This is a genomic window from Achromobacter dolens, from assembly GCF_902859745.1.
GTDB classification, from domain to species: domain Bacteria; phylum Pseudomonadota; class Gammaproteobacteria; order Burkholderiales; family Burkholderiaceae_B; genus Achromobacter; species Achromobacter dolens.
Genome location: NZ_CADIJW010000023.1, coordinates 29329 through 54033 on the forward strand (window position 1 = coordinate 29329; position 24705 = coordinate 54033).

Here is a 24705-nt window from a genome sequence, read left to right on the forward strand (position 1 = left end):
AGATCCTCGCTTAGAACTTCAGGCCGGCTTCACGCGCGGCATCGGCCAGCGCTTTCACGCGGCCATGGTAACGAAAGCCCGAGCGATCGAAAGCGACCAGTTCGATACCGGCAGCCTTGGCCTTTTCAGCCACGCGCTTGCCAACCAGCGAAGCGGCGGCCTTGTTGCCACCTTGGCCGGTCTGGCCAGCCAACTGGGCGCGCACTTCGGCTTCCACCGTCGAGGCGCTGACCAGAACGCGATCGCCTTCCGGCGAAATGATATTGGCGTAGATGTGCTGGTTCGAGCGGAAAACCGAGAGGCGATGAACGCGCAGCTCGTTGATCTTCCGGCGGGTCGGAACCGCACGACGCAAACGGGAAACTTTTTTGTCCATGATTCGTCCTTGCGTGCGCCGTTATTTCTTCTTGGTTTCTTTGATGACGACGCGTTCGTCCGAGTAACGCACGCCCTTGCCCTTGTAGGGTTCGGGTTCGCGGTACGCGCGGATTTCAGCGGCCACCTGACCGACGACTTGCTTGTTGGAGCCCTTGATGACGATTTCCGTCTGGGTGGGGCATTCGGCCTTGATACCGGCCGGCAACTTGTGCAAAACGTCGTGCGAGAAACCGAGCTGCAGCTTAACGGCGTCGCCTTGAATCGAGGCGCGGTAACCCACGCCAACCAGATTCAGCTTGCGCTCGAATCCCTTGCTCACGCCGTTGACCATGTTGGCCACCAGCGCGCGCACGGTACCCGACATGGCGTTGGCGTGACGGGTTTCGTTGGCGGCGACAAACGTCAGCTTGCCGTTGTCCAACTGAACCGTAACGTCGCCAGTCAGGGCTTGGGTCAGGGAACCCAGCGGGCCCTTGACGGTGATCTGATCCTGCTTGATGTCGGCTTCGACACCCTTGGGCAGGTCGACCGGATACTTAGCGATACGTGACATTCGAATTTCTCCTTAGGCCACGTAGCACAGCACTTCGCCGCCGACGCCGTTGGCGCGAGCCTTACGGTCGGTCATGACGCCGCGCGAGGTCGACACGATAGCCACGCCCAGGCCGTTCATGACCTGAGGAATGCTGGTACGGCCCTTGTAGATACGCAGACCGGGGCGCGAAACGCGTTCGATGCGCTCGATGACCGGACGGCCAGCGTAGTACTTCAGGGTGATCTCGAGCTCAGGCTTGGCCTGGGTGCCCTTGATTTCAAAGCTGTCGATGTAGCCTTCGTCCTTCAGCACGGCGGCAATGGCCGCCTTCAGCTTCGAGGAGGGCATGCTCACCGTAACTTTGTCCACTTGCTGCGCATTGCGAATGCGGGTCAGCATATCGGCGATGGGATCGCTCATGCTCATATTCTTTCTCCTACCAGCTGGCCTTGGTGATGCCGGGGATTTCACCCTTCATCGCCATTTCACGCAGTTTGTGGCGCGTCAGGCCGAACTTGCGGAACACACCGCGCGGACGACCGGTGACCACGCAACGGTTACGTTGACGCGTCGGGTTGGCATTGCGCGGCAGCTGTTGCAGCTTGAGCCGAGCTTGGTAACGTTCTTCGTCGGTCTTCGACTGGTCGTCGATGATCGACTTCAACTCAGCGCGCTTGGCGGCGAACTTGTCAGCCAGCTTGGCGCGCTTGATGTCGCGATTGATGAGGGAAAGTTTAGCCACGTCATCAGCCCCTTAGTTACGGAACGGGAAGCTGAAGGCCGTCAACAGCGCCTTGGCTTCTTCGTCGGTCTTCGCGGTGGTGGTGATGCTGATGTTCAGCCCACGCAGCGCGTCGATCTTGTCGTACTCGATTTCGGGGAAAATGATCTGCTCTTTCACCCCGATGTTGTAGTTGCCACGGCCGTCGAAAGCACGACCCGAGATGCCGCGGAAGTCGCGCACGCGAGGCAGCGCAACCGCCACCAGGCGATCCAGGAATTCGTACATGCGTTGACCACGCAGCGTGACCATGCAACCGATCGGGTAGTTTTCGCGGATCTTGAAACCGGCGATAGCCTTCTTGGTCTTGGTCACGACAGGCTTTTGGCCAGCGATCTTGGTCAGGTCCGAGACAGCGTGCTCGATGACCTTCTTGTCGGCGACGGCTTCCGAGACACCCATGTTCAGGGTGATCTTGGTGATGCGCGGCACTTCCATGGCGCTCTTGTAGCCGAACTTGGCCTGCAGGTCGCCAGCGACCTTGCTCTTGTAGAAATCTTGCAAACGAGACATGTCTATCGCCCCTTACGCCTTGGCGCCGACAACGGCACCATTGGAACGGAACACGCGAACCTTGCGGCCTTCGACTTCTTGCACGCCGACGCGGTCGCCACGACCGGTGGCGGGGTTGAAGAGCGCCACATTCGAGATGTGGATCGGCATGGTCTTTTCGACGATGCCACCCGGGTTGTTGGCCATCGGGTTGGCTTTCACGTGCTTCTTGACGACGTTGACGCCTTCGACCAGGACGTGGTCGGCATCGACGCGCGCCAGCACGGTACCGCGACGCTTCTTGTCGCGGCCGGTCAGGACGATGACTTCGTCGCCTTTACGAATGTTGTTCATCGTAGGGCTCCTTACAGCACTTCCGGGGCCAGCGACACGATCTTCATGAACTTCTCGGTACGCAGTTCACGCGTAACGGGTCCGAAGATGCGGGTGCCGATGGGCTCCAGCTTGGCATTGAGCAACACGGCGGCATTGCCACCGAAACGAATCAGCGAACCGTCCTTACGGCGCACGCCCTTGGCGGTACGAACCACCACGGCATTGTAAATTTCGCCTTTCTTGACGCGTCCGCGCGGAGCCGCATCTTTGACGCTCACCTTGATGATGTCGCCGATACCGGCATAACGGCGCTTGGAGCCACCGAGCACCTTAATGCACATGACATGACGCGCACCAGTGTTATCGGCCACGTCCAGCGTGGTCTGCATTTGGATCATGATTTTTCCTGTTCCAACTTAACTGGAAATACGGTTTTCCCCAAAAAAGGGAACACTGCAATTCCTGCCAGTTTTGGTCCCGTCAGGTCAGCCGCCCTGCTTTGTTGCTGGCTGGTCTTGAGCTTTCGCCCTGAAACCATCAGCTGGTGGCAACGCAACGACCCTGGGTTGAAATCCTGCGGGTATTCCCCCAACACGTTGGCCCGGCTAGTTCCAGGCCAATCGACAATCTGGGAAAGCTGACCATTCTAGCCTGGTTAGATTTTGAGCGCAAGGCCTTTGTTGAGATAGTGAGCAAATACGCGACAGCGCCTGTGGACAACCGTCGCGTTTCCCCCCGGTCAGGGGCCGAATTAATCCGCCCCCGTTTTATCCCGGTAGTAATTGCGTTCCCAGGCGTCGTGGTTCGCCTTGCCGCGCCGGATCTCGTCGGTGAACGGCGCCGCCATCAACACCAGCCGGTTCAGCCAGCGGATCGGCGCCCGGCAGGGACGTTCGAAGTCGACGAACAACACCGCGCGGGTGCCGTCCGTGTCATTGTGCACCTGGTGCGGATAGAGGTCGTCGAACACCACGGCCTCGCCTTCCTTCCAGTGGTAGCGCTCGCCGCCCACCTCGATCCAACAGCGTTCGGCCGGCTGCGGCACCAGCAGCCCCAGGTGCAGGCGCAGGACGCCGTTGTAGGGGCCGGTGTGCAGCGGAATGCGCTTGCCCGGCTCGAGGATGGAATAGAACGCGGTGCGCAGGCCGGGAATCTCGCGCAGCGCCTGGGCGGTGGCCGGACAGCGCGCCAGGTTGCGGTCCGAGCGCAGGCCGTAGCCCATGAAGACGAAGGTCTTCCACTGGTCGTCGGAGGTAATCATGCCGACATCCGGGGACAGTTCATGGAAGGACGGCAACTGCTCGCGCTCGGCCAGCAGGGCCATCAGCTCGGCGCGGATCGCGGGCGCCTGCGCCTCGAGGCGGGCGATCCAGGGGAACTGGCGGTTCTGGAAGATCGGGTGGTCCCCCACCAGGGAGGCTCGCGCGATGCGGTGGCGCAACCAGTCGATGAAACGGAAGAAGACGCGGGAATAGACACTGGGCTGGCTGGGCGGACGCGTATCGGCAGGTTGCACAATAGGTATCTATATAGACTTCCAAAGATGCATCATTTTGTCCATGGCGCACCCGGGGCGCAAGTGCCGGCCATTGGCTCCTAGCCGGCGACGGAGATTGGCCCTCCCCGCGGCGGACAAGCTGGTTTAGACTGGCATGGGCGATTGCGATCGCTACCCACTCCTATTTCGCAAGGAAAGACAGGCATGTATGAACAGTTGGCGCTGTATATCGACGGCGAATTCGTCGCCGGCGAGGGCAGGCGCACCCAGGACGTCATCAACCCGGCCACGCTGGAAGTGCTCGGCCAGCTGCCTCACGCCACCGAAGCGGATCTGGACCGTGCGCTAGCCGCCGCCCAGCGCGCGTTCGAATCCTGGAAGAAGTCTTCTCCCATGGATCGTTCGGCCATCCTGCGCAAGGTCGCCACCCTGTCGCGCGAGCGCGCCAAGGAAATCGGCCGCAACATGACGCTGGACCAGGGCAAGCCGCTGGCCGAGGCCATCGGCGAAGTCACCTCCTGCGCCGAACACGCCGACTGGCACGCCGAGGAATGCCGCCGCATCTACGGCCGCGTGATCCCGCCGCGCAACCCGGACGTGCGCCAGATCGTGGTGCGCGAGCCGATCGGCGTCTGCGCCGCCTTCACGCCCTGGAACTTCCCCTACAACCAGGCCATCCGCAAGATCGCCGCCGCTCTCGGCGCCGGCTGCACGGTGGTGCTGAAGGGTCCGGAAGACTCGCCCAGTGCCGTCATGGCGATCGCCCGCATGTTCCACGACGCCGGCCTGCCCAAGGGCTGCCTGAACATCGTCTGGGGCGAACCGGCCAAGATTTCCGACTACCTGATTCGTTCGCCGATCGTGCGCAAGGTGTCGTTCACCGGTTCCGTGCCGGTGGGCAAGCAGTTGGCGGCGCTGGCCGGCGCGCACATGAAGCGCGTCACCATGGAACTGGGCGGCCACTCGCCGGTGCTGGTGTTCGACGACGCCGACATCGACCGCGCCGCCACCATGCTGGCCAAGTTCAAGGTGCGCAACGCCGGCCAGGTGTGCGTCTCGCCGACCCGTTTCTACGTCCAGAACGGCGCCTACGAGCAATTCCTGGCGCGTTTCTCCGACGTGCTCAAGAACATCAAGGTCGGCGACGGCCTGGAAGCCGGGACCGACATGGGCCCGCTGGCGCACGAGCGCCGCGTGCCCGCCATGAGCGCCTTCATCGACGACGCCAAGAAGCATGGCGGCAAGGTGGTCGTCGGCGGCGGCCCGCTGGACCGCAAGGGCTTCTTCTTCGCCCCCACCGTGGTGACCGACCTGCCCGACAACTCCATGCTGATGACCGAGGAACCCTTCGGCCCGGTGGCGCCGGTGGTCCGCTTCACCGACACCGATGAAGTGCTGGCGCGCGCCAACAGCCTGCCGTTCGGCCTGTCTTCCTACGTCTTCACCAATTCGCTGCAGACCGCCACCAAGGTCTCCAACGGCCTGGAAGCCGGCATGGTCAACATCAACCATTTCGGCAGCGCGCTGGCCGAGACGCCGTTCGGCGGCATCAAGGACAGCGGCATCGGCAGCGAAGGCGGACTGGAAACGTTCGACGGCTACCTGGTCACCAAGTTCATCACGCACATCTGATCGCTATTGTTCGCGACAAGGCCCGCGCAAGCGGGCCTTTTTCATTGCTGCGCCGCACGCCACTCGCGCGGCGACACGCCGAAGCGGCGCCTGAACAGGCGGCTGAAATGCGAGGGGTGGGCAAAGCCGGCCTGGTACGCCAGTTCGGCGATGCCGCGGTGACGCTGGGCCGGGTTCAGCAGCAGTTCGCGGCAGCGCTCCAGGCGCTGATCGAAGACGAAACTTTCCACCGAGAGGTCGCCCGCCTGGAAGACGCGGTGCAGGTAGGCCACCGACAGGCCGCAGCCCTGCGCCACCCGCTGCGGCGACAGCGCCGGGTCGGCCAGGTGCTGGCGAATATAGGCCATGGCGCGCTGGCGATGCGCCATGGTCACGCTGCTGTCGGCTTGCGACGCATGCCCCTGCCCCGGCTGCACCAGGAACAGCACGATCAGGTCGACCAGCCGTTCGCCCAGTTCGGCCGCTTCCGCCGGCGACCAACCGTCCAGCCCCTTGAAAAGGTGGTCCATGTAGCTGGCCAGCATCGCGCCGCGTGGCGACCCGTCGTCGACGCGCAGCTTGTAGAAGGGACCGATGCGCGAATCGCGCTGAGACAGCGCGCTGCGCGGGAACGACACGCTCAGGCTGCGGTAGCCGTCGGCGCCAAGCGCGGTCGCCTGGTACGGCAGGCTCTGGTTCATCAGGTAGACGCAGCCGGGCTCGACCTGGAATTCGCGGCCCTGCTGCACCACGGCCAGCGGCCCGGCCAGAGGCAGACCGAAGGTGTAGAACTCCTGGTCCAGCCGCGAGGCATTGCCGGGCGTGCGCTCGATCCTCTGTCCCTGATAGTGCAGGTCGTTGAACTGCAGGCTGGCGCGCCGCACATAGCGCACGTGGCCGGCGAATTGGCCGGCCTGGCCATGGTGCACCTCGAACGGCCCGAAGGCATCCGACAGGGCCGCGCGCCATTGCTCGTACCGCTCGGCGCCAGCAACGGCCGAAGTGGCGAATTCCGTGTCGGGCATGGCGCGGTCTCCTGGTTCGCGGGGTCGCCGGGGGCTCGTGACCCTGCGTCTACATATTCTTGACTCACCCTGCCGCGGGCGGTCCGGCGCATTGTGGCCGCGCCTGGCGCAAGTCTATAGTCAGCGCCACAAGCATACAACCTGGACAACCCGGGAGGAGACGCATGGCCAACGCGCCCGCACAGGCCGCTCGCCACACGCCGGCTTCGCGCTATCTGCGCTGCGAAGGCCGCGAGCTGCATTACACCGAATGGGGCCGTCCGGACGCCCCCGCGCTCATCATGTGGCACGGCCTGGCCCGGACCGGCCGCGACTTCGACGAACTGGCGCAGGCGCTGGCCGGCGACTACCGCATCCTCTGCCCCGACACGATCGGCCGTGGGCTGTCGCAATGGAGCCCCGATCCGGTGGCCGAGTACCGGCTGGATTTCTACGCCCGGCTGGCGCGCGCCCTGCTCGACGGCCTGGGGCTGGGCCGGGTGCGCTGGGTCGGCACCTCGATGGGCGGCGCCACCGGCATGTACGCCGCCGCCACCACGCTCAAGGACCGCATCACACACCTGGTGGTCAACGACATCGGGCCGTCGCTGCCGCAGCCGGCCATCGACCGCATCATGGCCTATGCCGGCAACCCGCCGGCCTTCGACACCGTCACCGAACTGGAATCCTGGCTGCGCGCCGCCTACAAGCCGTATGGCTGGCAGAGCGACGAGCAATGGCGCCGCATGGCCGAGACCTCGGTGCGCCGCCTGCCCGACGGCCGGGTCACGGCGCACTACGATCCGGCCATCGTCGGGCAGTTCCAGCATCATCCGGCGGACTACGAGCGCTGGACCGAATACGACACGCTGCGCATGCCGCTGCTGCTGCTGCGCGGCGCCGATTCCGACCTGCTGCTGCCCGAGGTGGCCGAGGCCATGACCCGCCGCGGCCCGCGCGCGCGGCGCATCGATTTTCCGGATTGCGGCCACGCGCCAGCGCTGAACGTCGCGCCGCAGATCGAGGCCGTCCGCCAATTTCTCGCCACGCCGGCCGCCGACGCAGCCGCCGGCGTCCACTAGGACCAAGGAGACTCCCATGAAACGCATCCTGCTCGCCGCGCTGGCCGGCCTGTGCCTGAGTTCGGCCGCCATGGCAAAGGACTTCGTCGTGGCGCACGTCTACGACAAGACCGGGCCGCTGGAGGCCTACGCCAAGCAGACCCACAACGGCCTGATGCTGGGCCTGGAATACGCCACGCAAGGCACCATGACGGTGGCCGGGCGCAAGATCCGCGTGATCGAGAAGGACAACCAGGGCAAGCCCGACGTCGCCCGCGCCCAGCTCGCCTCGGCCTACGCTGACGACAATGCCGACATCGCGGTGGGCCCGACCTCGTCGGGCGTGGCGCTGGCCATGCTGCCGATCGCCGAGGAGTACGAGAAGATCCTGCTGGTGGAACCGGCGGTGGCCGATTCGATCACCGGCGACAAGTGGAACAAGTACATCTTCCGCACCGGCCGCAATTCATCGCAGGACGCCATCGCCAACGCCGTCGCCTTCGACCAGCCGGACACGTCCATTGCCATGCTGGCACAGGACTACGCGTTCGGCCGCGACGGCGTCAAGGCCTTCAAGGGCGCGCTCAAGCAGGCCAGGATCGTGCACGAGGAATACCTGCCGGCCAACGCCACCGACTTCACCGCCGGCGCGCAACGCCTGTTCGACGCGCTCAAGGATAAGCCGGGCCGCAAGATCATCTTCATCCTGTGGGCCGGCGCCGGCAATCCGTTCAAGATCGCCGATCTCGACCCCAAGCGCTTCGGCATCGAGATCGCCACCGGCGGCAACACGTTGGCCGCGATGACGCCGCTCAAATCGCTGGCCGGCATGGAAGGCGCGACCTATTACTACTACGGCATCCCCAGGAACCCGATCAACGACTGGCTGGTGGCCGAGCACCAGAAGCGCTACGGCCAGCCGCCGGACTTCTTCACCGCGGGCGGCATGTCCGCCGCCATCGCCATCGTCACCGCGCTGAACAAGAGCGCCGGCAAGAGCGACACCGACACGCTCATCAAGACAATGGAAGGCATGAGCTTCGACACGCCCAAGGGCAAGATGACCTTCCGCCCGGAAGACCACCAGGCCATGCAGTCGATGTACCACTTCCGCATCAAGAACGATGCCTCGGTGCCGTGGGCGGTGCAGGATCTGGTCAAGGAAATCACGCCCGACCAGATGGCGGTGCCGATCCAGAACAAACGCTGAGCCCTGCCCTTCATGCTGGAAACCCAATCGCTCACGATCCGCTTCGGCGGCCATGTGGCCGTCAACGCGGTGAGCTGCCGCTTCGCGCCGGGCAGCCTGACGGCCATCGTCGGGCCCAACGGCGCGGGCAAGACCACCTATTTCAACCTGATCTCGGGACAACTGCGCGCCAGCGCCGGCTCGGTGCGCCTGAATGGCCGCGACCTGACCGGGCTGTCGGCGCCGGCGCGCATGCATGCCGGCCTGGGGCGCGCCTTCCAGTTGACACAGCTTTTCCCGCGCCTGTCGGTGCGCGAGAACGTGCGGCTGGCGTTGCAGTCGCGCCAGCAGGGCCTGGGCTGGCGGCAGATCCGCTTCTGGCGCACGTGGGACGATGATCGGACACTGCTGACGCGCGCCGACGCGCTGCTCGAACGCACCCGCCTGACGGCCCGCCGCGACCAGGCCGCGGCCGACCTGCCGCACGGCGACCAGCGCAAACTCGAGATCGCCATGCTGATCGCGCTGGAGCCGCAGGTGTTCATGTTCGACGAGCCCACCGCCGGCATGAGCGTGGACGATGTGCCCGTGGTGCTGGACCTGATTCGCGAGATCAAGGCCGACGCCTCCAAGACGATCCTGCTGGTGGAACACAAGATGGACGTGGTGCGCGAACTGGCGGACCGCATCGTGGTGCTGCACAACGGCGAATTGATGGCCGACGGCGAGCCCGCCGAGGTGATCGCCTCGCCGATCGTGCAGCAGGCCTACCTGGGCGCCGCCCTGCCGGAGAAGACGACATGAGCGGCGCCACCTTGCTGGAACTGAAGGACGTGCACACGCACATCGGCGCGTATCACATCCTGCACGGCGTGGATCTGTCGGTGCCGGCCGCCGGCGTCACCATGCTGCTGGGCCGCAACGGCGCCGGCAAGACCACCACGCTGCGCACCGTCATGGGCCTGTGGAAGGCGACGCAGGGCCACATCGGCTTTGATGGCGCCGCGGTCGTCGGCCCGGGCGTGCGCACCTCGCCGCCCGACATGGCGCGCCAGGGCATCGCCTACGTACCGGAGAACATGGGCATCTTCGCCGACCTGTCGGTCAAAGAGAACATCCTGCTGGCCGCGCGCCAGGCGCGCAGCGCCGCGCAGTTGGACACCGCGCGGCTGGAATGGATCTTCGGCTTCTTTCCCGCGCTCAGGAAATTCTGGCTGTACCCCGCCGGCAAGCTGTCGGGCGGCCAGAAGCAGATGCTGGCCGTGGCGCGCGCCATCATCGAACCGCGCCGCCTGCTGCTGGTCGACGAGCCCAGCAAGGGCCTGGCGCCCGCCATCATACAGAACATGATCGACGCCTTCATGGAACTCAAGCAGGCCTCCACCACCATCCTGCTGGTGGAGCAGAACTTCAACTTCGCGCGCCAGGTGGGCGACCACGTCGCGGTCATGGACAACGGCCGGGTGGTGCACGCCGGCGGCATGGCCGAACTGGCGCAGGACGACGCGTTGCAGACCCGGCTACTGGGCCTGTCGCTGGGAGCGCATCAGTGAGCGCCGCCGATATCGATACACCCCTGCCGCAGACCCGCGCCGACCTGCGCCCGGTGCTGCTGGTGCTGGCGCTGGCCGCCATCGCGCTGCCGCTGGTGGGTTCATTCTCGACCTGGGTGACGCTGACCTTCGCCGGGCTGGCGATGGGCATGATCATCTTCATCGTCGCCTCGGGCATGACATTGGTGTTCGGCCTGATGGACGTGCTGAACTTCGGCCACGGCCTGTTCATCGCCATCGGCGCCTACATGGCTGCCACGGTCCTCGGCGCGATGTCCGACTGGACCCAGTCCGGCAGCCTGTGGCTGAACCTGGCCGCGGTGCTGCCCGCCCTGATCGTCGGCATGCTGGTGGCCGGCGCGGTGGGCGTGGCATTCGAGCGCGTGATCGTGCGGCCGGTCTATGGCCAGCACCTCAAGCAGATCCTCATCACCATGGGCGGCATGATCATCGGCGAAGAGATCATCAAGATGCTGTGGGGCCCGCAGACGCTGTCGCTGCCTCTGCCCGAGGCGTTGCGCGGCGCGCTGCTGGTCGGCGATGCGGCCATCGAGAAATTCCGCATCGTCGCGCTGGTGGTGGGCCTGGTGGTGCTGGGCGGCATGCTGTGGCTGCTGAACCGCACCAAGCTCGGCCTGCTGATCCGCGCCGGCGTCGAAGACCGCGAGATGGTCGAAAGCCTGGGCTACCGCATCCGCCATCTGTTCGTCGGCGTGTTCGTGGCCGGCTCGATGCTGGCCGGCCTGGGCGGCGTGCTGTGGGGGCTGTACCAGCAGTCCATCGTGCCGCAACTGGGCGCGCAGGTGAACGTGCTGATCTTCATCGTCATCATGATTGGCGGCCTGGGGTCGACGGTGGGCTGCCTGATCGGCGCGCTGCTGGTGGGGCTGATGGCCAATTACACGGGCTTCCTGATACCCAAGGCCGCGCTGTTCTCGAACATCGCGCTGATGGTCGCCATCCTCCTGTGGCGACCGCAGGGCGTGTACCCGGTCACGAATCGCTAGGAATCGCACTCATGTCCTTCCGCCTGCTTTCCGGCGACCCGCCGCGCAGCGCGCTGCTGGCGGTCATGCTGGTCGCCATCGTCATCGCGCTGGCCGCCGCGCCGTTTCTGTTTCCCGGCCCCAAGTCGCTGGCCGTGGCGGCCAAGATCCTGGTGTTCGTGATCCTGGTGGCCAGCTATGACCTGCTGCTGGGCTACACCGGCATCGTCAGCTTCGCCCACACCATGTTCTTCGGCATCGGCGCCTATGGCGTGGCGATCGCCAGCCTGCGCCTGGACGCCAACTGGCTGTCGGTGCTGGCGGGGACGGCCGCGGGACTGGCCGTGTCGCTGGTGTTCGCGCTGGTGATCGGGCTGGCCAGCCTGCGCGTGCGCGCCATCTTCTACGCCATGATCACGCTGGCGGTCGCGGCGGCGTTCCAGACGCTGGTGTCACAGCTATCCGACCTGACCGGCGGCGAGGACGGCCTGAACTTCAAGGTGCCGCAGATGCTGCGCCCGGCCTACCGGCCATTCGCCGAGCCGCTGTTCGGCGTGACCATCGACGGCCGCATCATCACCTACTACCTGATCGCCGCCGTCTGCGTGGCGCTGTTCCTGATGCTGCTGCGCATCGTCAATTCGCCGTTCGGCCGGGTGCTGCAGGCGATACGCGAGAATCCGTTCCGCGCCGAGGCCATCGGCTACCGCACGGTGCTGTACCGCAGCCTGTCGAACCTGCTGGCGGCGGCCTTCGCCACGCTGGCCGGCGCGCTATATGCGCTATGGCTGCGCTACAACGGCCCAGACACCTCGCTGTCGTTCGAGATCATGCTCAACATCCTGCTGATGGTGGTGATCGGCGGCATGGGCACGATGTACGGCGCGGTAATCGGCGCCAGCCTGTTCGTGTTCGCGCAGAGCTATCTGCAGGACGGACTGCACGTGATCCATGACGCCGTCGCCGGCGTGGCGCCGCTGGCGCTGCTGTTCGAGCCGGACCGCTGGCTGCTGTGGCTGGGCATCCTGTTCGTGCTGTCGGTGTACTACTTCCCGACCGGGATAGCCGGGCGCTTGCGTGAGCTGGCGCGGCGGCGCTGACTGCCGGGCAGGAATGCGGTGTGGCGCCAGTCACACCGCATCCCGCGCGCGTCACTTCACGCGGCTGCGCAGGTCATCCACGCTGCGCTTGACCTCGTCGATGCGGTGTTGCAGGTCATCGACCTTGCGGCCGCCGGAATCATTGGCGCTGCCCAGTTGCGACACGCTGCGCGACAGCTTGTCCAACTCGTTTTTCTGGCTGTCCACCTGCCGTGACAGCTTGTCCAGTTCGCCCTTCTGGCTGTCGCTGCTGCGGCCGCCGTCGCCCTGTCGGCGTTCCAGGTTGGCGATCTTCTGCGCCTGCTCCTCGATCTTGCGATTGAGCGCATCATTGCTGGCGCGCAACTGCTCCAACGCCTTGCCCTGATCGGCGACACGCTGCACCAGATTCTCCAGATCGCGCACGGTCATGCCGGCGCGCACCCGGCTGTCGTTGCCGACGACCACCAGGCTGTCGTCCCAGGGACGGGAAATGACCTGGTCCTTCAACACCGCCTGGGCCGAGGCGGCAAAGGCCGCCGAGCCTGTGGCGACCAGTAGCGCCAACCGCAACAACGCGACTTTCGAGACCGTGACACGCATATGCCTGACTCCTGATGGGGACGCTGTCCAGGCGCGGTTCGCGCCAGGTGGCCAGTTATATCAGGCCGATCGCGGTCCGATCGCGGCGCGCATTCGACAGTTGCTTCGGCGGGTTTCAAAGGACGGCGCCGCGCGGCGCCAGGCGGACAGAACGCCTAGCGCCCGCCCTGCCGCATCGTGTCGGCATCGCGCCGCAGATCATTGACCCGACGCTGCATCGTGTCCACGCTGCGCTGCGCGGCGCCGCCCAGTTGCGAGCCCGACGGCGTCGGCGCGAGCGGCGCCATGTTCATCGGCGCGCCGTTGTTCAGGGGGATCATCGCCGGCGGATAGGGGTCGACCGTGGCCGGCTTCTGCGTCAAGAGGCGCTCCAGCACCTGCAGTCGGTCGCGCTGCGCCTGCAACGCGCGTTCGTTATCCAGCACGGCCTGCTCGCCTTCATCGTCAGTGCCGAAAATGGCGGCGTGATCGAGCGACAGGCCATCCAGGCGCACGCGCGGGTCGGGGCCGGCGTTCAGGAGGCTGCGGCCGAGCGCGGCGGGGTCGGACGTGGGCATCACAACGCCGGCCGGCGGTTGGCCTTGCGCCAGCGCGGATGCGGCGGCCAGGCCGCTCACAGCCAGCCACCCGAGCGCAAGCCCCTTCCTGAAACCTCGCATGATGTCTTCGTTCCCCGAGGGCACGCGGCGCGGCGTTCAGCGCCCGCCCATTCATCCGTGCCGCGGGTAGTTTAACTTTCCGGCCGGCCGCGGACCACGCGCGGCCTCAGGCGGCGCATGTATCGAGCTTGTTGGCCATTTCGTCGAACGTGTCCATCAACCGTCTGGTCTTCGCCAAGCCATGCTTGGCGCGGTAGGTGGCGGCCAGGCCCAGGAACCGCTCCGTGGTGCTCCGCGGGTCGACGAAGGCGAGGTACATGGCCATCTGTTCGCCGGTCAGTTGGTATGGGCGCACCATCGCGATCAGGCATTCGCAATCGACCACGACGATGTCGGCATCCGGATCGCGCGGCGGCTTCGCGGGAGCGGGCTGCGCCGTCGACCCCACGGGAGTCGTCGCCGGGGTGGTGCACCAGTTCCGCAATGCATCCGTGCCGTCGCGGCCGCCGGCGCCGGCAACCGGCTCGCGGATCTGCGCCAACAACCCGGCGTTCGGTCGCAGGCCATCCACGAACGGCGTGTCCGGTTGCGCCTGCTTCTGGCCAGCGGCCGAGCCCACCTCGACAGGCTTGATGGGGATGGACTTGACCGGCGGCGGCGGCCTGGACGGGTTCGGGGAAATGGCGGGCCGTGGCGGCGCGTGGTGCGGTGGGGATGCCGGCTCGGACGTCAGCGTCACGTACATGACCTGCGCTGGCGGCGGCGACGCGGGAACGGACTCAGCGGCCGGCGGCTGAAACAGCCAGAATACCGCGGCTGCGTGCGCCGATACCGAGACCCCCAGCGCCACGGGCCGCAGCCAGCCTCGCGCATACGCATGCTGTTGGACGCTCTCTATCGCCATGGCCGCCTCGACGCTGCGTGTAGACAGGCACAGGTATATCAAGCATCCGGATACAGTCCATTTCCAGCACGGCGATATTTGCTGCAACCGGTTTCATTGGCACTGGCCGTGGCGACATTCAGAACCCCACGCGGTCCTCGGCGGCCAGGGGCGCGCCCAGGTCGCGTTCGTCCATCTCCCAGATCAGGAGACGCGGCGGACTCTGCTTCCAGGCGGGACTCTTGAAGTACGACTGCGCCGCGCCGCCGAACTTGCCGCCGTCGCGGGCGAAGTTGCCGACCGCCACGCCGAGGTCCCGTGACAATTGCGGCAGGAACTCCGAGGTGCGCGAGAACGAGGTGCCCACCAGCGCCAGCGAAGGCAAGGCGCTGTCGCCGAACAGGTCGTCGGCATCGCCGGCGGACGCGGCGGCCTCCGGCGTGTAGGTATGCAGCGCGACCACTTCGGCGCGCGGCTGCCAGGCCAGCGGCAGCCAATCGACCCCGGCCAGCCGCACCAGGTCGCCAGGCCGTGGCGCGGGCGGCTGGGCAGTGACGCGCCAGCGCTGCGGCGCCTGCAGCGCGACGCCGCTGGCGCGCACCTGCTCGGCGACGGCGCGCGCGGCGGCGCCGGCGCCGGCCTCGGTCCAGTGCGAGTCGTTGCGGTAATAGGCGTCCTGCGGCACGCCGCGCAGCGCGGCGCTCAGGTCGACCGTCGCCACGCCCTGCGCGCGCAGCACGCCGACCCAGCTCGACAGCCGGTCCTCGAAGCCCGCCGAACGGTGCAGGCCGCACAGGCGCGCGGACTCGATGCGGCTCTTGTCCGGCACCACGGCCACCAGCAGCCGGATGCCGCGGGCAGCCAGCGCGTCGCGCAGCGACACGACGATGCGGGCCCGCTCGGCCTGGTTCTCGCGCGCGGCGGGATGGGGCTGCAGTTCATCGCCCAGGAACAGCCAACCATCGCAGCCCCGCCGCACGCGCGGGCCCAGGTCGCCCAGCGTCAGCCAGCCCAGGCCACGTTGCAGGCGCGCGGCCTCGCTGCTGAATGTCATGTCGGCCAGGCGCAACGACAGGTCGTGCGTGACGCCGCCATCCAGCACGCGCGGCAGCGAGGTGTCGTCCGGCAGCACGTCGTGGTCCAGGCTCCACCAGATGTTGCTGAGCATGGCGCCGGCCATGAAGAGCACCAGCGCCACGCCGGCGAGCTGGCTGGCGCGGCGGTTGGCCACCGAGGCATGGGCTATGGGCGGCGGGGCCGGGGTATCGTGATGGGCGCTCATCGTCTCCGGCCTCAGAATTGGAAGTAGAGGAAAGGCACGGCGCCGCGCGCCGCGATCAGCGCGTAGGCCAGCAGGAAGCCGGCCACCGGCCACACCGCGCTCCAGGCCGTGCGCAACATGCCGGCCGGCCGCGCCGACCACCACGGCTGCCAGGCGGGCAGGATGACGCACATGATGCCCAGCGCGGCGGCCAGCCAGTGGGTCGGCCGCAGCACATACAACATCGAATCGCCCAGGCCGATGCCATTCAGGCCGAACTGGCCCCGATACATGGCCAGCGCGGCATGAAAGTCGACCGCGCGGAAGATGGTCCAGGCCAGCATCACGAACAACAGCGTGGCGACGCGCGACAGCCAGCCCGGCAGCGCCGGCAGGCCATTGCCGTTCCAGGCGCGCGCCACGGCCAGCGCGGCGCCATGCGCCAGGCCCCACAGCAGGAAGTTCCAGCTCTCGCCGCCATGCCAGAGACCGGCGATGCCCATGGTCAGCAGCAGGTTGCGATAGGTCTTCCACACGCCCAGGCGATTGCCGCCCATGGGAATGTACAGGTAGTCGCGGATCCAGCTCGACAGCGACAGGTGCCAGCGCCGCCAGAAGTCCTGGATGCTGCGCGCCAGGTAGGGGTTGTTGAAGTTCTCCGGCAGGTGAAAGCCCATCATCAGGCCCAGGCCGATGGCCATCGCGCTATAGCCGGCGAAGTCGAAGAACAGTTGCAGGGTGTAGGCGCCGCAGCCGATCCAGGCGTCGGCCAACGAGGGCGTACGCAGGGCGAAGGCGGCATCGACCACGGGCGCCAGCGTATCGGCCACCAGCACCTTCATGCTCATGCCGATCATGAAGCGCCGCGCCCCCAGGCAGAAATTGCGCCAATCCATGGTCCGATGGGCGATCTCCTTCTCGACCCAGGCCCAGCGGATGATGGGGCCGGCGATCAACTGGCCGAACATGGCCTTGTAGGCGGCGAAGTCGATGAAGTTGCGTTCGGCGCGCACGTCCTGGCGATAGACGTCCACCAGGTAGGAGATGGCCTGCAGCACGAAGAAGGACAGGCCCGCCGGCAGCGCCACCCGCTCCCAGGCCAGCGGCACGGCGCCCGCCATGGCTGCAACGTCGTTGAACGTCGACACCAGGATGTTGGCGTACTTGTACCAGCACAGCGCCGCCACATTGGCCGTCAACAGCAGGGTCAGGAGCACCTTGCGGCGATGGCCGGCGCGCAACTGCTCCAGCATCAGGCCGCCGGCCCATGCCACGACGGTGACCGCGACCAGCAGCAACAGGTAGATTGGCTTGAGCCAGCTATAGAAAATCCAGCTACCGACCAGCAGCACGAAATTGCGCGCGGGCTGCGGCGTCAGCGCGTAGACGACGAGGAACAGCGGCAGGAACAGCGTCAGGAATTCGAGGGACGCGAAGACCATGGCGGAGGGTGGCCGGAGATATTGTTATCGAAGCGGGGGCCGCGCCCCCGCCGTTAGGGGCCGGATCAGCGGGCCGTCTGGTCCGGCGCGTGCAACAGGCGGGGACCCTGCGCCGACGGCAGCAGGAACACGGTGTGGCGTTCGCCGGCCTGCAGCGCGCCCAGATCCAGCTCCGGCCCCGCGGGCTGGCCCCCGCAACTGGCTCGCACCTTCAGGGACACGGGATTGACCAGTCTCCGCGCGGCGCCGCCATCGGCCACGTGCTCGAACATCGCCAGGTTGCGCGGCACGGCCAGCAGGCCGGCGTCGGCGCATGACGGATCGAGGTTGTAGAACCCCACCGAGACCTTGAGCGCGTTGAAGTCCTCGGGCTGCTCGCGCACGATGCGCGCCTGCAGGCCGTCCTTGCCGGGCAGGCCGACCACCGAGGCGAATTCGCCGGGCTGCACCGAGATGGCCACCTCCTGCTTGCGGCCGCCGCTTTCGAGCAGGCCCTGCATCTTCGCGCCCGCCTTGACCGGCATGAAATCCGACGCGGGATGGGCGGCGTCGAGCTGGATGCGCGCCTGCGATCCCTTGGCGCTCACCGCCATCGGCTCGGCGCCGCCGTTGACGAAGCGCACGAACGACGCGTCCTCGGCCGGGCCGGTGTCATAGAGCTGGATCTGCGCCGCGCCGGCAACGCCGGCGGCCAGGGCGAACGACAGGGCGGCCAGGCCGCGCGACAGGAGGATGCTCATCCGTTGTCCTTTGGAAGCGGGGATCGCGCGCGTCATTTCTTCTGCAGCGCCTTGACCTGCGGCAGCTCGCCCAATTGCTTGGCAATGGCGTCGCCCCAGGCCTTGTAGCCGGTGTTGGTGTAGTGCTGGCCGTCGGTGGTGGGCCACTGGCCGGGCGTCGAGAACTGGGTCGAATCGATGTACGCGCAGGGCGCCACGTTGCTGCCCAGGAAGGCCGACACCTGCTTGACCCGCGCGAAATTCTTGTTGTATTTGCCGCCCTCGGTGCCCCAGCTGGGACCGATCCAGACGCAGGCCGTGCCGGTGCCCGAGATGGCCTTGGTCAGTGCGGTCGTCTGCTGCCAGGCCCAGGTCTTGGGAAAGGATGGATTGGTGTAGCCGGCCATGGTGTCGCCGAGCACGATCACCACCAGGTTGGGCTTTTTGGCCGCGATCAGGTCGGTGACCGGGGTGGTGCGGGCATCCTTGCCCTTGAGCACGATCTGGCCGTCGTTGAGGCGCTCGGCGCCGCCGCAGGTGCTGGGCGTGGTCTTGAGCCAGTCACCGGCATTGCTGCCGCACACGCCGATGGTCTGCACCACCGCGCCCTGCTTGACCAGGTCGTCCTGCAGGGTCGTGATCAGGTAACCGGGCGCGGCCAGATGGCTGTCGCCGATCAACAGGATGCTCATTCCGGCAAAAAGAGAGGTCAGCATGGCAATACTCCTTGATGAGACGTCCCTAGCGGGCGTACGGCGACTGATAGGGATTGACCGGCAGGTCCAGCGGACGCGTCTGCGGATAGAACGCGTAGCGCAGATAGAGCCCGCCCACGTATTGGCGGTAATCGGTGGCGTTGTCCATGGCCATGGTGCCGCCCAGGAACAGATTGGGCGACAACTGGTACTCGCCCGCCGCCGCCAGGTTGTAGCCCACGCCGGTGCGCGACTGCCCTTCGTAGGTCGCCGGGGCGCCATAGACGGCGCGGTTCGCCGCGTTGGCCGCCGCCTGCATGCCGCCGCTGGTCGGGAAATAGTCGGCGCCGTCTTCCTTGAAATGGCGCAGGCCGACCGAACCTTGCAGCTTGTATGTGAAGCGGCCATCGCGCTGCGCCCAGGTCACGGGGAAGCTCAGCGCGTAGAACTGCTGCGGGCTGAAATAGCCGCCGTGGCCGTAGGTGAAGAAGCGCTGGTTGTTGTCGTAGAAGATCGCGCCCAGGTTCAGGCCGGCCGTCAGCATGCGGTTGGTTTCGCGCGTCAGGTTCCAATAGATGCCGGTGCCGACCTCGGTGCGGCTGTTGGACTCGACATTGTGGCCGTCCAGGCTGCGCCACGAACCGTAGGCGTAGACGCCGTAGTCCTTGTTGTCCATGCCGATCTGGCCGCCCACGCCGGTGGCCGTGACCGCGCCCCAGCGCTGGCCGGTGCGGTCGTCGCGCGCGCCGGCGAAGGACACCAGGCTGTCGGTCACCGCGCGGCGCGACAGGTCCACGCTGTACCAGGTGCCCGCGCCGCGGTCGATGGGGCCGTTCAGGCGCACGCCACCGACCACGTTCGAATACTCGAAGCCCAGCGGCGTGGTGCCGATGTCGGCGCTCAGGCCCTGCATGGTGTAGCCGACCGACAGGCCCACGCCCGAGTCGCGCTGCTTGCCGGCTCCGCCCACCAATCCCGCCTGCTGCGCCGTGGCCGCCACCGGGCCGCCGCCAAAGCGGCTGTTGCTGGAATAGTCGTCGCCAAGGCGACCAGCGTCCAGGGTCACTGGCGTCGCGCGCAGCGAGATCTTGCCATCGCCCGCCGGAATCAGGGCCTCGATGGGCGCGTCGATCTCGGTCATCTTGCTCATGCCGGCTTCACCGTTGTTTGACCGGACGAAGCCGCCCACGCGGACCTCGGCGCTGCGCTCCTGCATGACCTCGTCGAGTTCCCGTTGCAGGGTGGGCGACGCCGCGCCGCCGCCATAGGCCGCGGGCGGGTTGGCGGCCGCGCGCGAATCCTGCGCGCCGGCAATGACATAGGGCTCCTGGCGCGACACCATGGGCGCGCCGTCATAGCTGGCGCCGTACCCTGCGGCATAGCCCGTGCCGTAGCCGGCGCCATAGGTGGGAACCTGCGGGTCGTTGAGGGCCTCTCCCATGACCTGCGTCACGCGGGTGGACCGCGAACGCTGGCCCGGCAGGCCGACGAAGGGGTTGCCGTCGGCATAGTTGGCGGGCGCCGCGCCGCTGGCCACCATGGTGCCGCCGCCGCGCGCCTGCTGGGCGGCGATGGCCTGCTGGTACAGCGCGGCGGCGCGCCCGGTCTTGCCGCGCGAACGGTAGATGCGCGCCGCGCCGGCCAGCACGTCGGGATCGTTCGGCGCCAGCGCCAGCGCCTTGTCCATCGAGGCTTCGGCCGAGCGCCAGTCATCGGCCTCGGCGGCGATGCCGGCGACGGCGATCTGCAACTGCGCGTTGTCGGGATCGCGCGCCTGCAGGCCACGATAGATGGCCAGGGCCTTGTCGCGGTCGCCGGCGGCGACATACATGCGCGCCAGCGCGCCCTGGGCCAGGGGATCGTCAGGCCGGCGCTTGAGCACCGGCTGCAGGATGTCGTAGGCAGCCACCAGGTCGCCGCGCTGGCGCATGGCCTCGGCCTGGCGCACGGTATACAGGCTGACCAGGTCCTGGAAACTGCGATGCTGGTCGGCGTCCATCGGCAGCTTCTGCACCTGGCGCAGCACGGCCGCGGTGCCGGCGTCATCGCCGCTCTTGAGCAGCACGCTGGAGTACGGGATCAACACATCCGGGCCGGCCGGCCGGCTTCCATCCACCAGCGGCCGCATCACGGCGAGCGCCTGCGGCGTGTCGCCCGCGTCGATATAGGCCTGGGCGATTGCGCCAAGCAACTCGGGATCGTTGCCCGCCGCGGCCTGCAAGCCGGCCAGGCGCTGGCGCGCCTGCGCCGCGTCGCCCGACTGCGCCAGGCGCGAGGCCTGGGCCGCCTGCTCGTGCACCCACACGTTGCGCTGAAAGCGCGTGATTTCCGGGGTGCGGCGGTTCTCCGGGATGCGCGCCAGGATGTCGTAGGCACGGCCCCATTCACCGCGCTCGGACGCGAACAGCGCGTTGGCGTGCAGCGCGTCGGCCGAGTCCGGTTGCACGCGCAACGTCTCGTCCATGATCTGTTGCGCGCGGACCGATTCACCGCTGCGCAACAGCAGCCGCGCCAACTCGTAGGTGGTCCAGGGATTGCGCGGGTCCGTCCTGCGCGCGTCTTCCAGCATGCGACGCGCGCCGGCCGTGTCGCCGCGCTTTTCCGCCTCGCGCGCCTGGCCCGCCATGACGGCCGCGCGCAGGCGACTGACGTCGCCCGTCTGGCCCGCCGGCAGCGCATCGACCAGCCGCAGGGCTTCTTCGGCGCGGCCGGTCTGGGCCAGCACGTCGGCCAGGCCGCGCACCGCCTCGGGATCATTCTTGTGCCGGGCAAGCACGTAGCGATAGGTCTTCTCGGCGTTGGCCATGTCGCCGGCGCTGGCATAGGCCCGGCCGATGGCGTTGTAGGCGCCGGTGGCATTGCCGTCCAGCCGGATGGCCTGTTCGAGCAGCTTGCGCGCGCCGTCGCCGTCGCCCCGCTGGCGTGCCGCCTCGGCCTGGTCCAGCAGGTTCCAGTAGCGCACCCCCGCGAGGGCGCGGGTCCAGTTGCGCCCGGCACCGGGACGGGCCGCCGCGCGCGACAGCAGTTCCTGGGCCTCGGCGTTGCGGTCCTGCTGCATGCGCACCAGCCCCAGGCCGCCCAGTGCGTCCGGATCATTGGGGGTGGCGCGCAGCTTTTCCTGGAACGCGGCTTCGGCCGCGGCCAGGTCGCCGTTCTTCAACGCCGCGAAGCCGCGCACCAGGCGCGCATCCTGGCGCCAGACCGGCGCCGGCGCGCCGCGTTTGGCCGACGGATTGTCGAGCACCGCGCGCACTTCCTTGTCGTCCGGATGCGCCGCCAGATAGGCCTCGAACAGCGGCTTCTCGCTGGCGTTCGGCGCGCCCAGCCAGATCAGGCCGGCGCGCCAGCTTTCGGTGGCGTCGGCGCCGACGTCCTTGCGTTGCGCCAACTGCGCCAGCATGCGCACGCCGTCGGCGCGCCGGTCTTCGTCGCGGATCAGGTGCTTGGCCAGGGCCAACTGGACGTTCGGATTGCCGGGCGTCTCGCGCGAGAGCCGCTGCAGGCCGGTGATGGCGCGCGACAGGCCCTTGTCCGAATAGCCGAGGAAACTGTAGTACTCGAGCGCGATCTCGCCCTGCGGCTCGCGGCCCTGCAGGGCCTGGTCGTAGGCCTGCATCGCCTTGTCGATCTCGCCCGAGGCCGCCAGCATGCGCGCGCGGTCGAGGTCGGCCGCGGCGGCGCCGCCGGCCAGGCCAATATCCTGCTGCAGGCGCTTGGTGAAGGTGCCGTTGGCGTTGAGCTGCTTGAGCCGGGTCAGGTAGCCCTGGGCATCGTCCAGGCGCTTTTCGCGCACCGCCGCCAGCCCAAGGCCGTACATCGCCTCCTGCTGCGAGGGATCGGACAGGAGCAGCTTTTCCCAGGCCTGCGCGGCGCGCTTGGAGTCGCCCTGGTTCTGCCAGTAGCGTCCCTGCTCCAGCAGCGAAGCGGTGGCGGCCGGTTGGGCCCAGCCACTCTGGTGCATCAGGGCGGCCAGAACGCCGATGGCCAGCTTGTGGCGGTTCAAGGACATTTCTTCTCCCACTCCAATGACACACGGCCGGTGGCACCGAACCGGTACCGCTGCTCGAACCAGCCCATCCCGAACAGGCTGAGCACGTAATCGTAATAAGGCGGCTGCTGAACCGCCAGCCGCGCAGGGGCCTGGCTGGCAGCCCAGGCCTCGCGCACGCGCCGCAACTGTCCCTGCAGCAGGTCATTCTGCCCGCGCGCCTGGAAATACGGCAACAGGGCGGCCGAGAAACCGAACGGCCCCTGGCCCTGGACTTGGCCGCTGTCCACGTCCACTGACTCGGGCGGCACGCCCGTGGCGCCGACGGCGGTGGCCATGCCTGACAGCGCAGCCAGTAGCGGCCGGGCGGCGGGATCTTCGGCCGGCGTCATGCCAGCCCACAGATCAGCGTCTTGGGGCTGTAGTCCCAGCGCGCCGCGACGAAAGCCTCGTTGTCCGTGTAGCGGTCGTCGATGGTCGCGACCAGGTCCGGCGTGCGGCCGTAGTAATCGACCTGGGTATGGCGCAGGCCCGTCTGCGCGAAGGAGCGGCCGAACCCGGCATAGCGCGCCGACAGTTGCCAGCCCTGGTCCTTGCGGTCATACAGGGTGCGGTTGATGTCCTGGTCGTAGCGCGTGCCGTTGGTGAAGACGCCGAACACCGGCAGCGTCAGCCGCTCCGAGATGCGCAGGCCCAGCTCGGCCGACTTGTTGTCGCGCGTCTGCAGGTCGCGGTCGGGCCAGGTGCGCGCCATGTTGGGATTGAGCTGGCTCTGGTAGCCGTAATCGAAGCGCCCGGCGAACAGCCGGCCGGCGCGCCAATGCAGCGTCGACAGCATGTTGCCGGGCTGGTGGTCGAGCTGCCGGTTATTGCTGTAGCGGGCATCGGCCAGCGTGCCGCCCACGTCCAGCCGGGTGTCGTCGGACAGCAGCGGCATGCGCAGCCCCAGGCCGACCGAATTGACCCAGACGCCCGCGCCCCGGATGTCGGAAGACGACTGCGGCAGGCGCGCGGGATTGCTCTGGTATTGGTAGGAACTGCCCAGTTGCACGGCGTAGTCGGCCGGCCCCGGCGCGCCCATGGCCTGGACGCCGCACATCATCAGGCTGGCCGCGGCCAGCTTGCGTCCGATCGTGACCGTGCTTCGCTTGGCCCCGCCATCCAAGGCAAGGCTGGCGCCGGGGCGCAAGATCACGGCGCCGAGCCGCGCCGCTTGCGCCATTGCCGCCAGCAAAGTCCCAGGAAGCGTGGATCGTCGACCAGATACCGGCGCCACAGGCGGCGCGGGTTGCTGGCCAGGCGCCACAGCCATTCCAGGCCGATGCGCTGCATCCACATGGGCGCACGGCGTTGCAGGCCGATGGCGAATTCCATGGCCGCGCCCACGCAAAGCAGGATCCCCCCGGGCAACTCGCCGGCGTGATGCAGCACCCAGTGTTCCTGCTTGGGCATGCCCACGCACAGGAAGACCACGTCGGGCCGGCGTTCGCGCACACGGTCGGCATAGGCCTGCCCCTCGGGTCCGAGCGGATCGAAGCGCATCGAGGGGCTGACGATATCGATGTTCAAACCCGGGTAATACTGCGCGAAACGCGCGAGCAGGTCGGGCTCGGAGCCAGGCATGCCGCCCAGCAGCATCACTTGCCAGCCCTCGCGCTGGGCGCGCTGGCACAGCGCGACGAACAGGTCGGAACCGGTGATGCGCTCGGGCAGCGGCTGGCCCAGGAAACGGCTGGCCCACACCACGGGCATGCCGTCGGCGAAGATGAAATCGGCCTTGGCGTAGCGCTCGCGGAATTCCGGCGAGGCATCCAGGCGCACCACATGATCGACATTGGGCGTGACCACGATGCGGGCGCGACCGTCGCGGCGCACGGCCGCCTGCGCCAGGCCCTCGACGGCCTCATCGAAGGAGACTGCCGCGATATCGAGGTCGAACAGCCGCACGACGGGCATGACGGGGATATCGTCGTTCGCAGTTCCGCGGGGGTCGGATACGTGCTCTGAACTGT

The 24705-nt window shown here is 67.4% G+C and carries 27 protein-coding genes; 7 read left to right on the forward strand and 20 right to left on the reverse strand.

Annotated elements, in window-relative coordinates; genetic code table 11:
* Nucleotides 1–10: 10 nt before the first annotated feature.
* From rplR to HV783_RS16925, 8 genes are all read right to left on the reverse strand, one after another.
* Complete coding sequence (gene rplR, locus HV783_RS16890) at nt 11–376, reverse strand: 50S ribosomal protein L18 (RefSeq protein WP_006389627.1); 366 nt, start codon at nt 374–376, stop codon at nt 11–13.
* 21 nt (nt 377–397) lie between these two features.
* Nucleotides 398–931, reverse strand: coding sequence for a 50S ribosomal protein L6 (gene rplF / locus HV783_RS16895; RefSeq protein WP_049077235.1), 534 nt, complete (start codon nt 929–931; stop codon nt 398–400).
* A gap of 12 nt (nt 932–943) precedes the next feature.
* Nucleotides 944–1339 (reverse strand): 30S ribosomal protein S8, encoded by a 396-nt coding sequence (rpsH, locus tag HV783_RS16900; RefSeq protein WP_006216525.1) that lies wholly within the window; start codon nt 1337–1339, stop codon nt 944–946.
* A 10-nt stretch (nt 1340–1349) separates the two neighbouring features.
* Nucleotides 1350–1655 (reverse strand): 30S ribosomal protein S14, encoded by a 306-nt coding sequence (gene rpsN / locus HV783_RS16905; protein WP_006227037.1) that lies wholly within the window; start codon nt 1653–1655, stop codon nt 1350–1352.
* Nucleotides 1656–1667: 12 nt separating this feature from the next.
* Nucleotides 1668–2207, reverse strand: a complete 540-nt coding sequence (gene rplE / locus HV783_RS16910; protein WP_006389624.1) for a 50S ribosomal protein L5 — start codon at nt 2205–2207, stop codon at nt 1668–1670.
* Between the two features lie 12 nt (nt 2208–2219).
* Entirely contained in the window at nt 2220–2540 is a 321-nt protein-coding gene (gene rplX / locus HV783_RS16915) for a 50S ribosomal protein L24 (RefSeq protein ID WP_006389623.1), read from the reverse strand.
* Nucleotides 2541–2551: 11 nt separating this feature from the next.
* Nucleotides 2552–2920 carry a 50S ribosomal protein L14 gene (rplN, locus tag HV783_RS16920; RefSeq protein WP_006216531.1) on the reverse strand — a complete coding sequence of 123 codons (369 nt, stop codon included), beginning with the start codon at nt 2918–2920 and terminating at the stop codon, nt 2552–2554.
* A 353-nt stretch (nt 2921–3273) separates the two neighbouring features.
* On the reverse strand, nt 3274–4038 hold the full coding sequence (locus tag HV783_RS16925; RefSeq protein ID WP_054500244.1) for an aspartyl/asparaginyl beta-hydroxylase domain-containing protein: 765 nt from the start codon (nt 4036–4038) through the stop codon (nt 3274–3276).
* Between the two features lie 186 nt (nt 4039–4224).
* Here HV783_RS16925 and HV783_RS16930 point away from each other — a divergent pair, with 186 nt between their 5' ends.
* On the forward strand, nt 4225–5652 hold the full coding sequence (locus HV783_RS16930; protein WP_006389621.1) for an NAD-dependent succinate-semialdehyde dehydrogenase: 1428 nt from the start codon (nt 4225–4227) through the stop codon (nt 5650–5652).
* A gap of 41 nt (nt 5653–5693) precedes the next feature.
* On the opposite strand, the gene HV783_RS16935 is transcribed toward HV783_RS16930, so the two are convergent.
* Nucleotides 5694–6656 carry an AraC-like ligand-binding domain-containing protein gene (locus HV783_RS16935; protein WP_175189531.1) on the reverse strand — a complete coding sequence of 321 codons (963 nt, stop codon included), beginning with the start codon at nt 6654–6656 and terminating at the stop codon, nt 5694–5696.
* 164 nt (nt 6657–6820) lie between these two features.
* On the opposite strand from HV783_RS16935, the gene HV783_RS16940 reads away from it, so the two are divergent.
* The 6 genes from HV783_RS16940 to HV783_RS16965 are packed head-to-tail and all read left to right on the forward strand — an operon-like array spanning nt 6821 to nt 12524.
* Complete coding sequence (locus HV783_RS16940) at nt 6821–7717, forward strand: alpha/beta fold hydrolase (RefSeq protein WP_175189532.1); 897 nt, start codon at nt 6821–6823, stop codon at nt 7715–7717.
* A gap of 16 nt (nt 7718–7733) precedes the next feature.
* Complete coding sequence (locus tag HV783_RS16945) at nt 7734–8906, forward strand: substrate-binding domain-containing protein (RefSeq protein ID WP_054500241.1); 1173 nt, start codon at nt 7734–7736, stop codon at nt 8904–8906.
* Nucleotides 8907–8918: 12 nt separating this feature from the next.
* Nucleotides 8919–9689, forward strand: coding sequence for an ABC transporter ATP-binding protein (locus HV783_RS16950; protein WP_144656143.1), 771 nt, complete (start codon nt 8919–8921; stop codon nt 9687–9689).
* Nucleotides 9686–10438, forward strand: a complete 753-nt coding sequence (locus tag HV783_RS16955; RefSeq protein WP_175189533.1) for an ABC transporter ATP-binding protein — start codon at nt 9686–9688, stop codon at nt 10436–10438. The genes HV783_RS16950 and HV783_RS16955 overlap by 4 nt, the downstream gene beginning before the upstream one ends.
* Nucleotides 10435–11445 (forward strand): branched-chain amino acid ABC transporter permease, encoded by a 1011-nt coding sequence (locus tag HV783_RS16960; RefSeq protein WP_054500238.1) that lies wholly within the window; start codon nt 10435–10437, stop codon nt 11443–11445. Before HV783_RS16955 ends, HV783_RS16960 begins: the two co-directional genes overlap by 4 nt.
* Before the next feature lie 11 nt (nt 11446–11456).
* On the forward strand, nt 11457–12524 hold the full coding sequence (locus HV783_RS16965; protein WP_054500237.1) for a branched-chain amino acid ABC transporter permease: 1068 nt from the start codon (nt 11457–11459) through the stop codon (nt 12522–12524).
* Nucleotides 12525–12575: 51 nt separating this feature from the next.
* Here HV783_RS16965 and HV783_RS16970 read toward each other — a convergent pair whose 3' ends face one another.
* From HV783_RS16970 to HV783_RS17020, 11 genes are all read right to left on the reverse strand, one after another.
* A complete protein-coding gene (locus HV783_RS16970; RefSeq protein WP_175189534.1) occupies nt 12576–13106 on the reverse strand; it encodes a hypothetical protein in 531 nt (176 codons plus the stop codon).
* Between the two features lie 155 nt (nt 13107–13261).
* Nucleotides 13262–13663, reverse strand: coding sequence for a hypothetical protein (locus tag HV783_RS16975; protein WP_175189535.1), 402 nt, complete (start codon nt 13661–13663; stop codon nt 13262–13264).
* A 208-nt stretch (nt 13664–13871) separates the two neighbouring features.
* Nucleotides 13872–14609 carry a hypothetical protein gene (locus HV783_RS16980; protein ID WP_175189536.1) on the reverse strand — a complete coding sequence of 246 codons (738 nt, stop codon included), beginning with the start codon at nt 14607–14609 and terminating at the stop codon, nt 13872–13874.
* Between the two features lie 118 nt (nt 14610–14727).
* Nucleotides 14728–15870 carry an alginate O-acetyltransferase AlgX-related protein gene (locus tag HV783_RS16985; protein WP_144656151.1) on the reverse strand — a complete coding sequence of 381 codons (1143 nt, stop codon included), beginning with the start codon at nt 15868–15870 and terminating at the stop codon, nt 14728–14730.
* A gap of 11 nt (nt 15871–15881) precedes the next feature.
* Nucleotides 15882–17291: an MBOAT family O-acyltransferase gene (locus tag HV783_RS16990; RefSeq protein ID WP_175189537.1), complete on the reverse strand. Its 1410-nt coding sequence runs from the start codon at nt 17289–17291 to the stop codon at nt 15882–15884.
* Between the two features lie 65 nt (nt 17292–17356).
* Nucleotides 17357–18031 carry a cell division protein FtsQ gene (locus HV783_RS16995; protein WP_054500232.1) on the reverse strand — a complete coding sequence of 225 codons (675 nt, stop codon included), beginning with the start codon at nt 18029–18031 and terminating at the stop codon, nt 17357–17359.
* 32 nt (nt 18032–18063) lie between these two features.
* Nucleotides 18064–18726, reverse strand: a complete 663-nt coding sequence (locus HV783_RS17000) for an SGNH/GDSL hydrolase family protein (RefSeq protein ID WP_081273406.1) — start codon at nt 18724–18726, stop codon at nt 18064–18066.
* 25 nt (nt 18727–18751) lie between these two features.
* Nucleotides 18752–22714, reverse strand: a complete 3963-nt coding sequence (locus HV783_RS17005) for a cellulose biosynthesis protein BcsC (protein ID WP_254603924.1) — start codon at nt 22712–22714, stop codon at nt 18752–18754.
* The gene (locus HV783_RS17010) at nt 22705–23085 is read right to left on the reverse strand and encodes a hypothetical protein (protein ID WP_254603926.1); all 381 of its coding nucleotides are present in this window, start codon (nt 23083–23085) and stop codon (nt 22705–22707) included. The genes HV783_RS17005 and HV783_RS17010 overlap by 10 nt, the downstream gene beginning before the upstream one ends.
* Nucleotides 23082–23888 carry a hypothetical protein gene (locus HV783_RS17015; protein WP_175189538.1) on the reverse strand — a complete coding sequence of 269 codons (807 nt, stop codon included), beginning with the start codon at nt 23886–23888 and terminating at the stop codon, nt 23082–23084. Before HV783_RS17015 ends, HV783_RS17010 begins: the two co-directional genes overlap by 4 nt.
* Complete coding sequence (locus tag HV783_RS17020; RefSeq protein WP_054500222.1) at nt 23885–24649, reverse strand: WecB/TagA/CpsF family glycosyltransferase; 765 nt, start codon at nt 24647–24649, stop codon at nt 23885–23887. Before HV783_RS17020 ends, HV783_RS17015 begins: the two co-directional genes overlap by 4 nt.
* Nucleotides 24650–24705 lie beyond the last annotated feature (56 nt).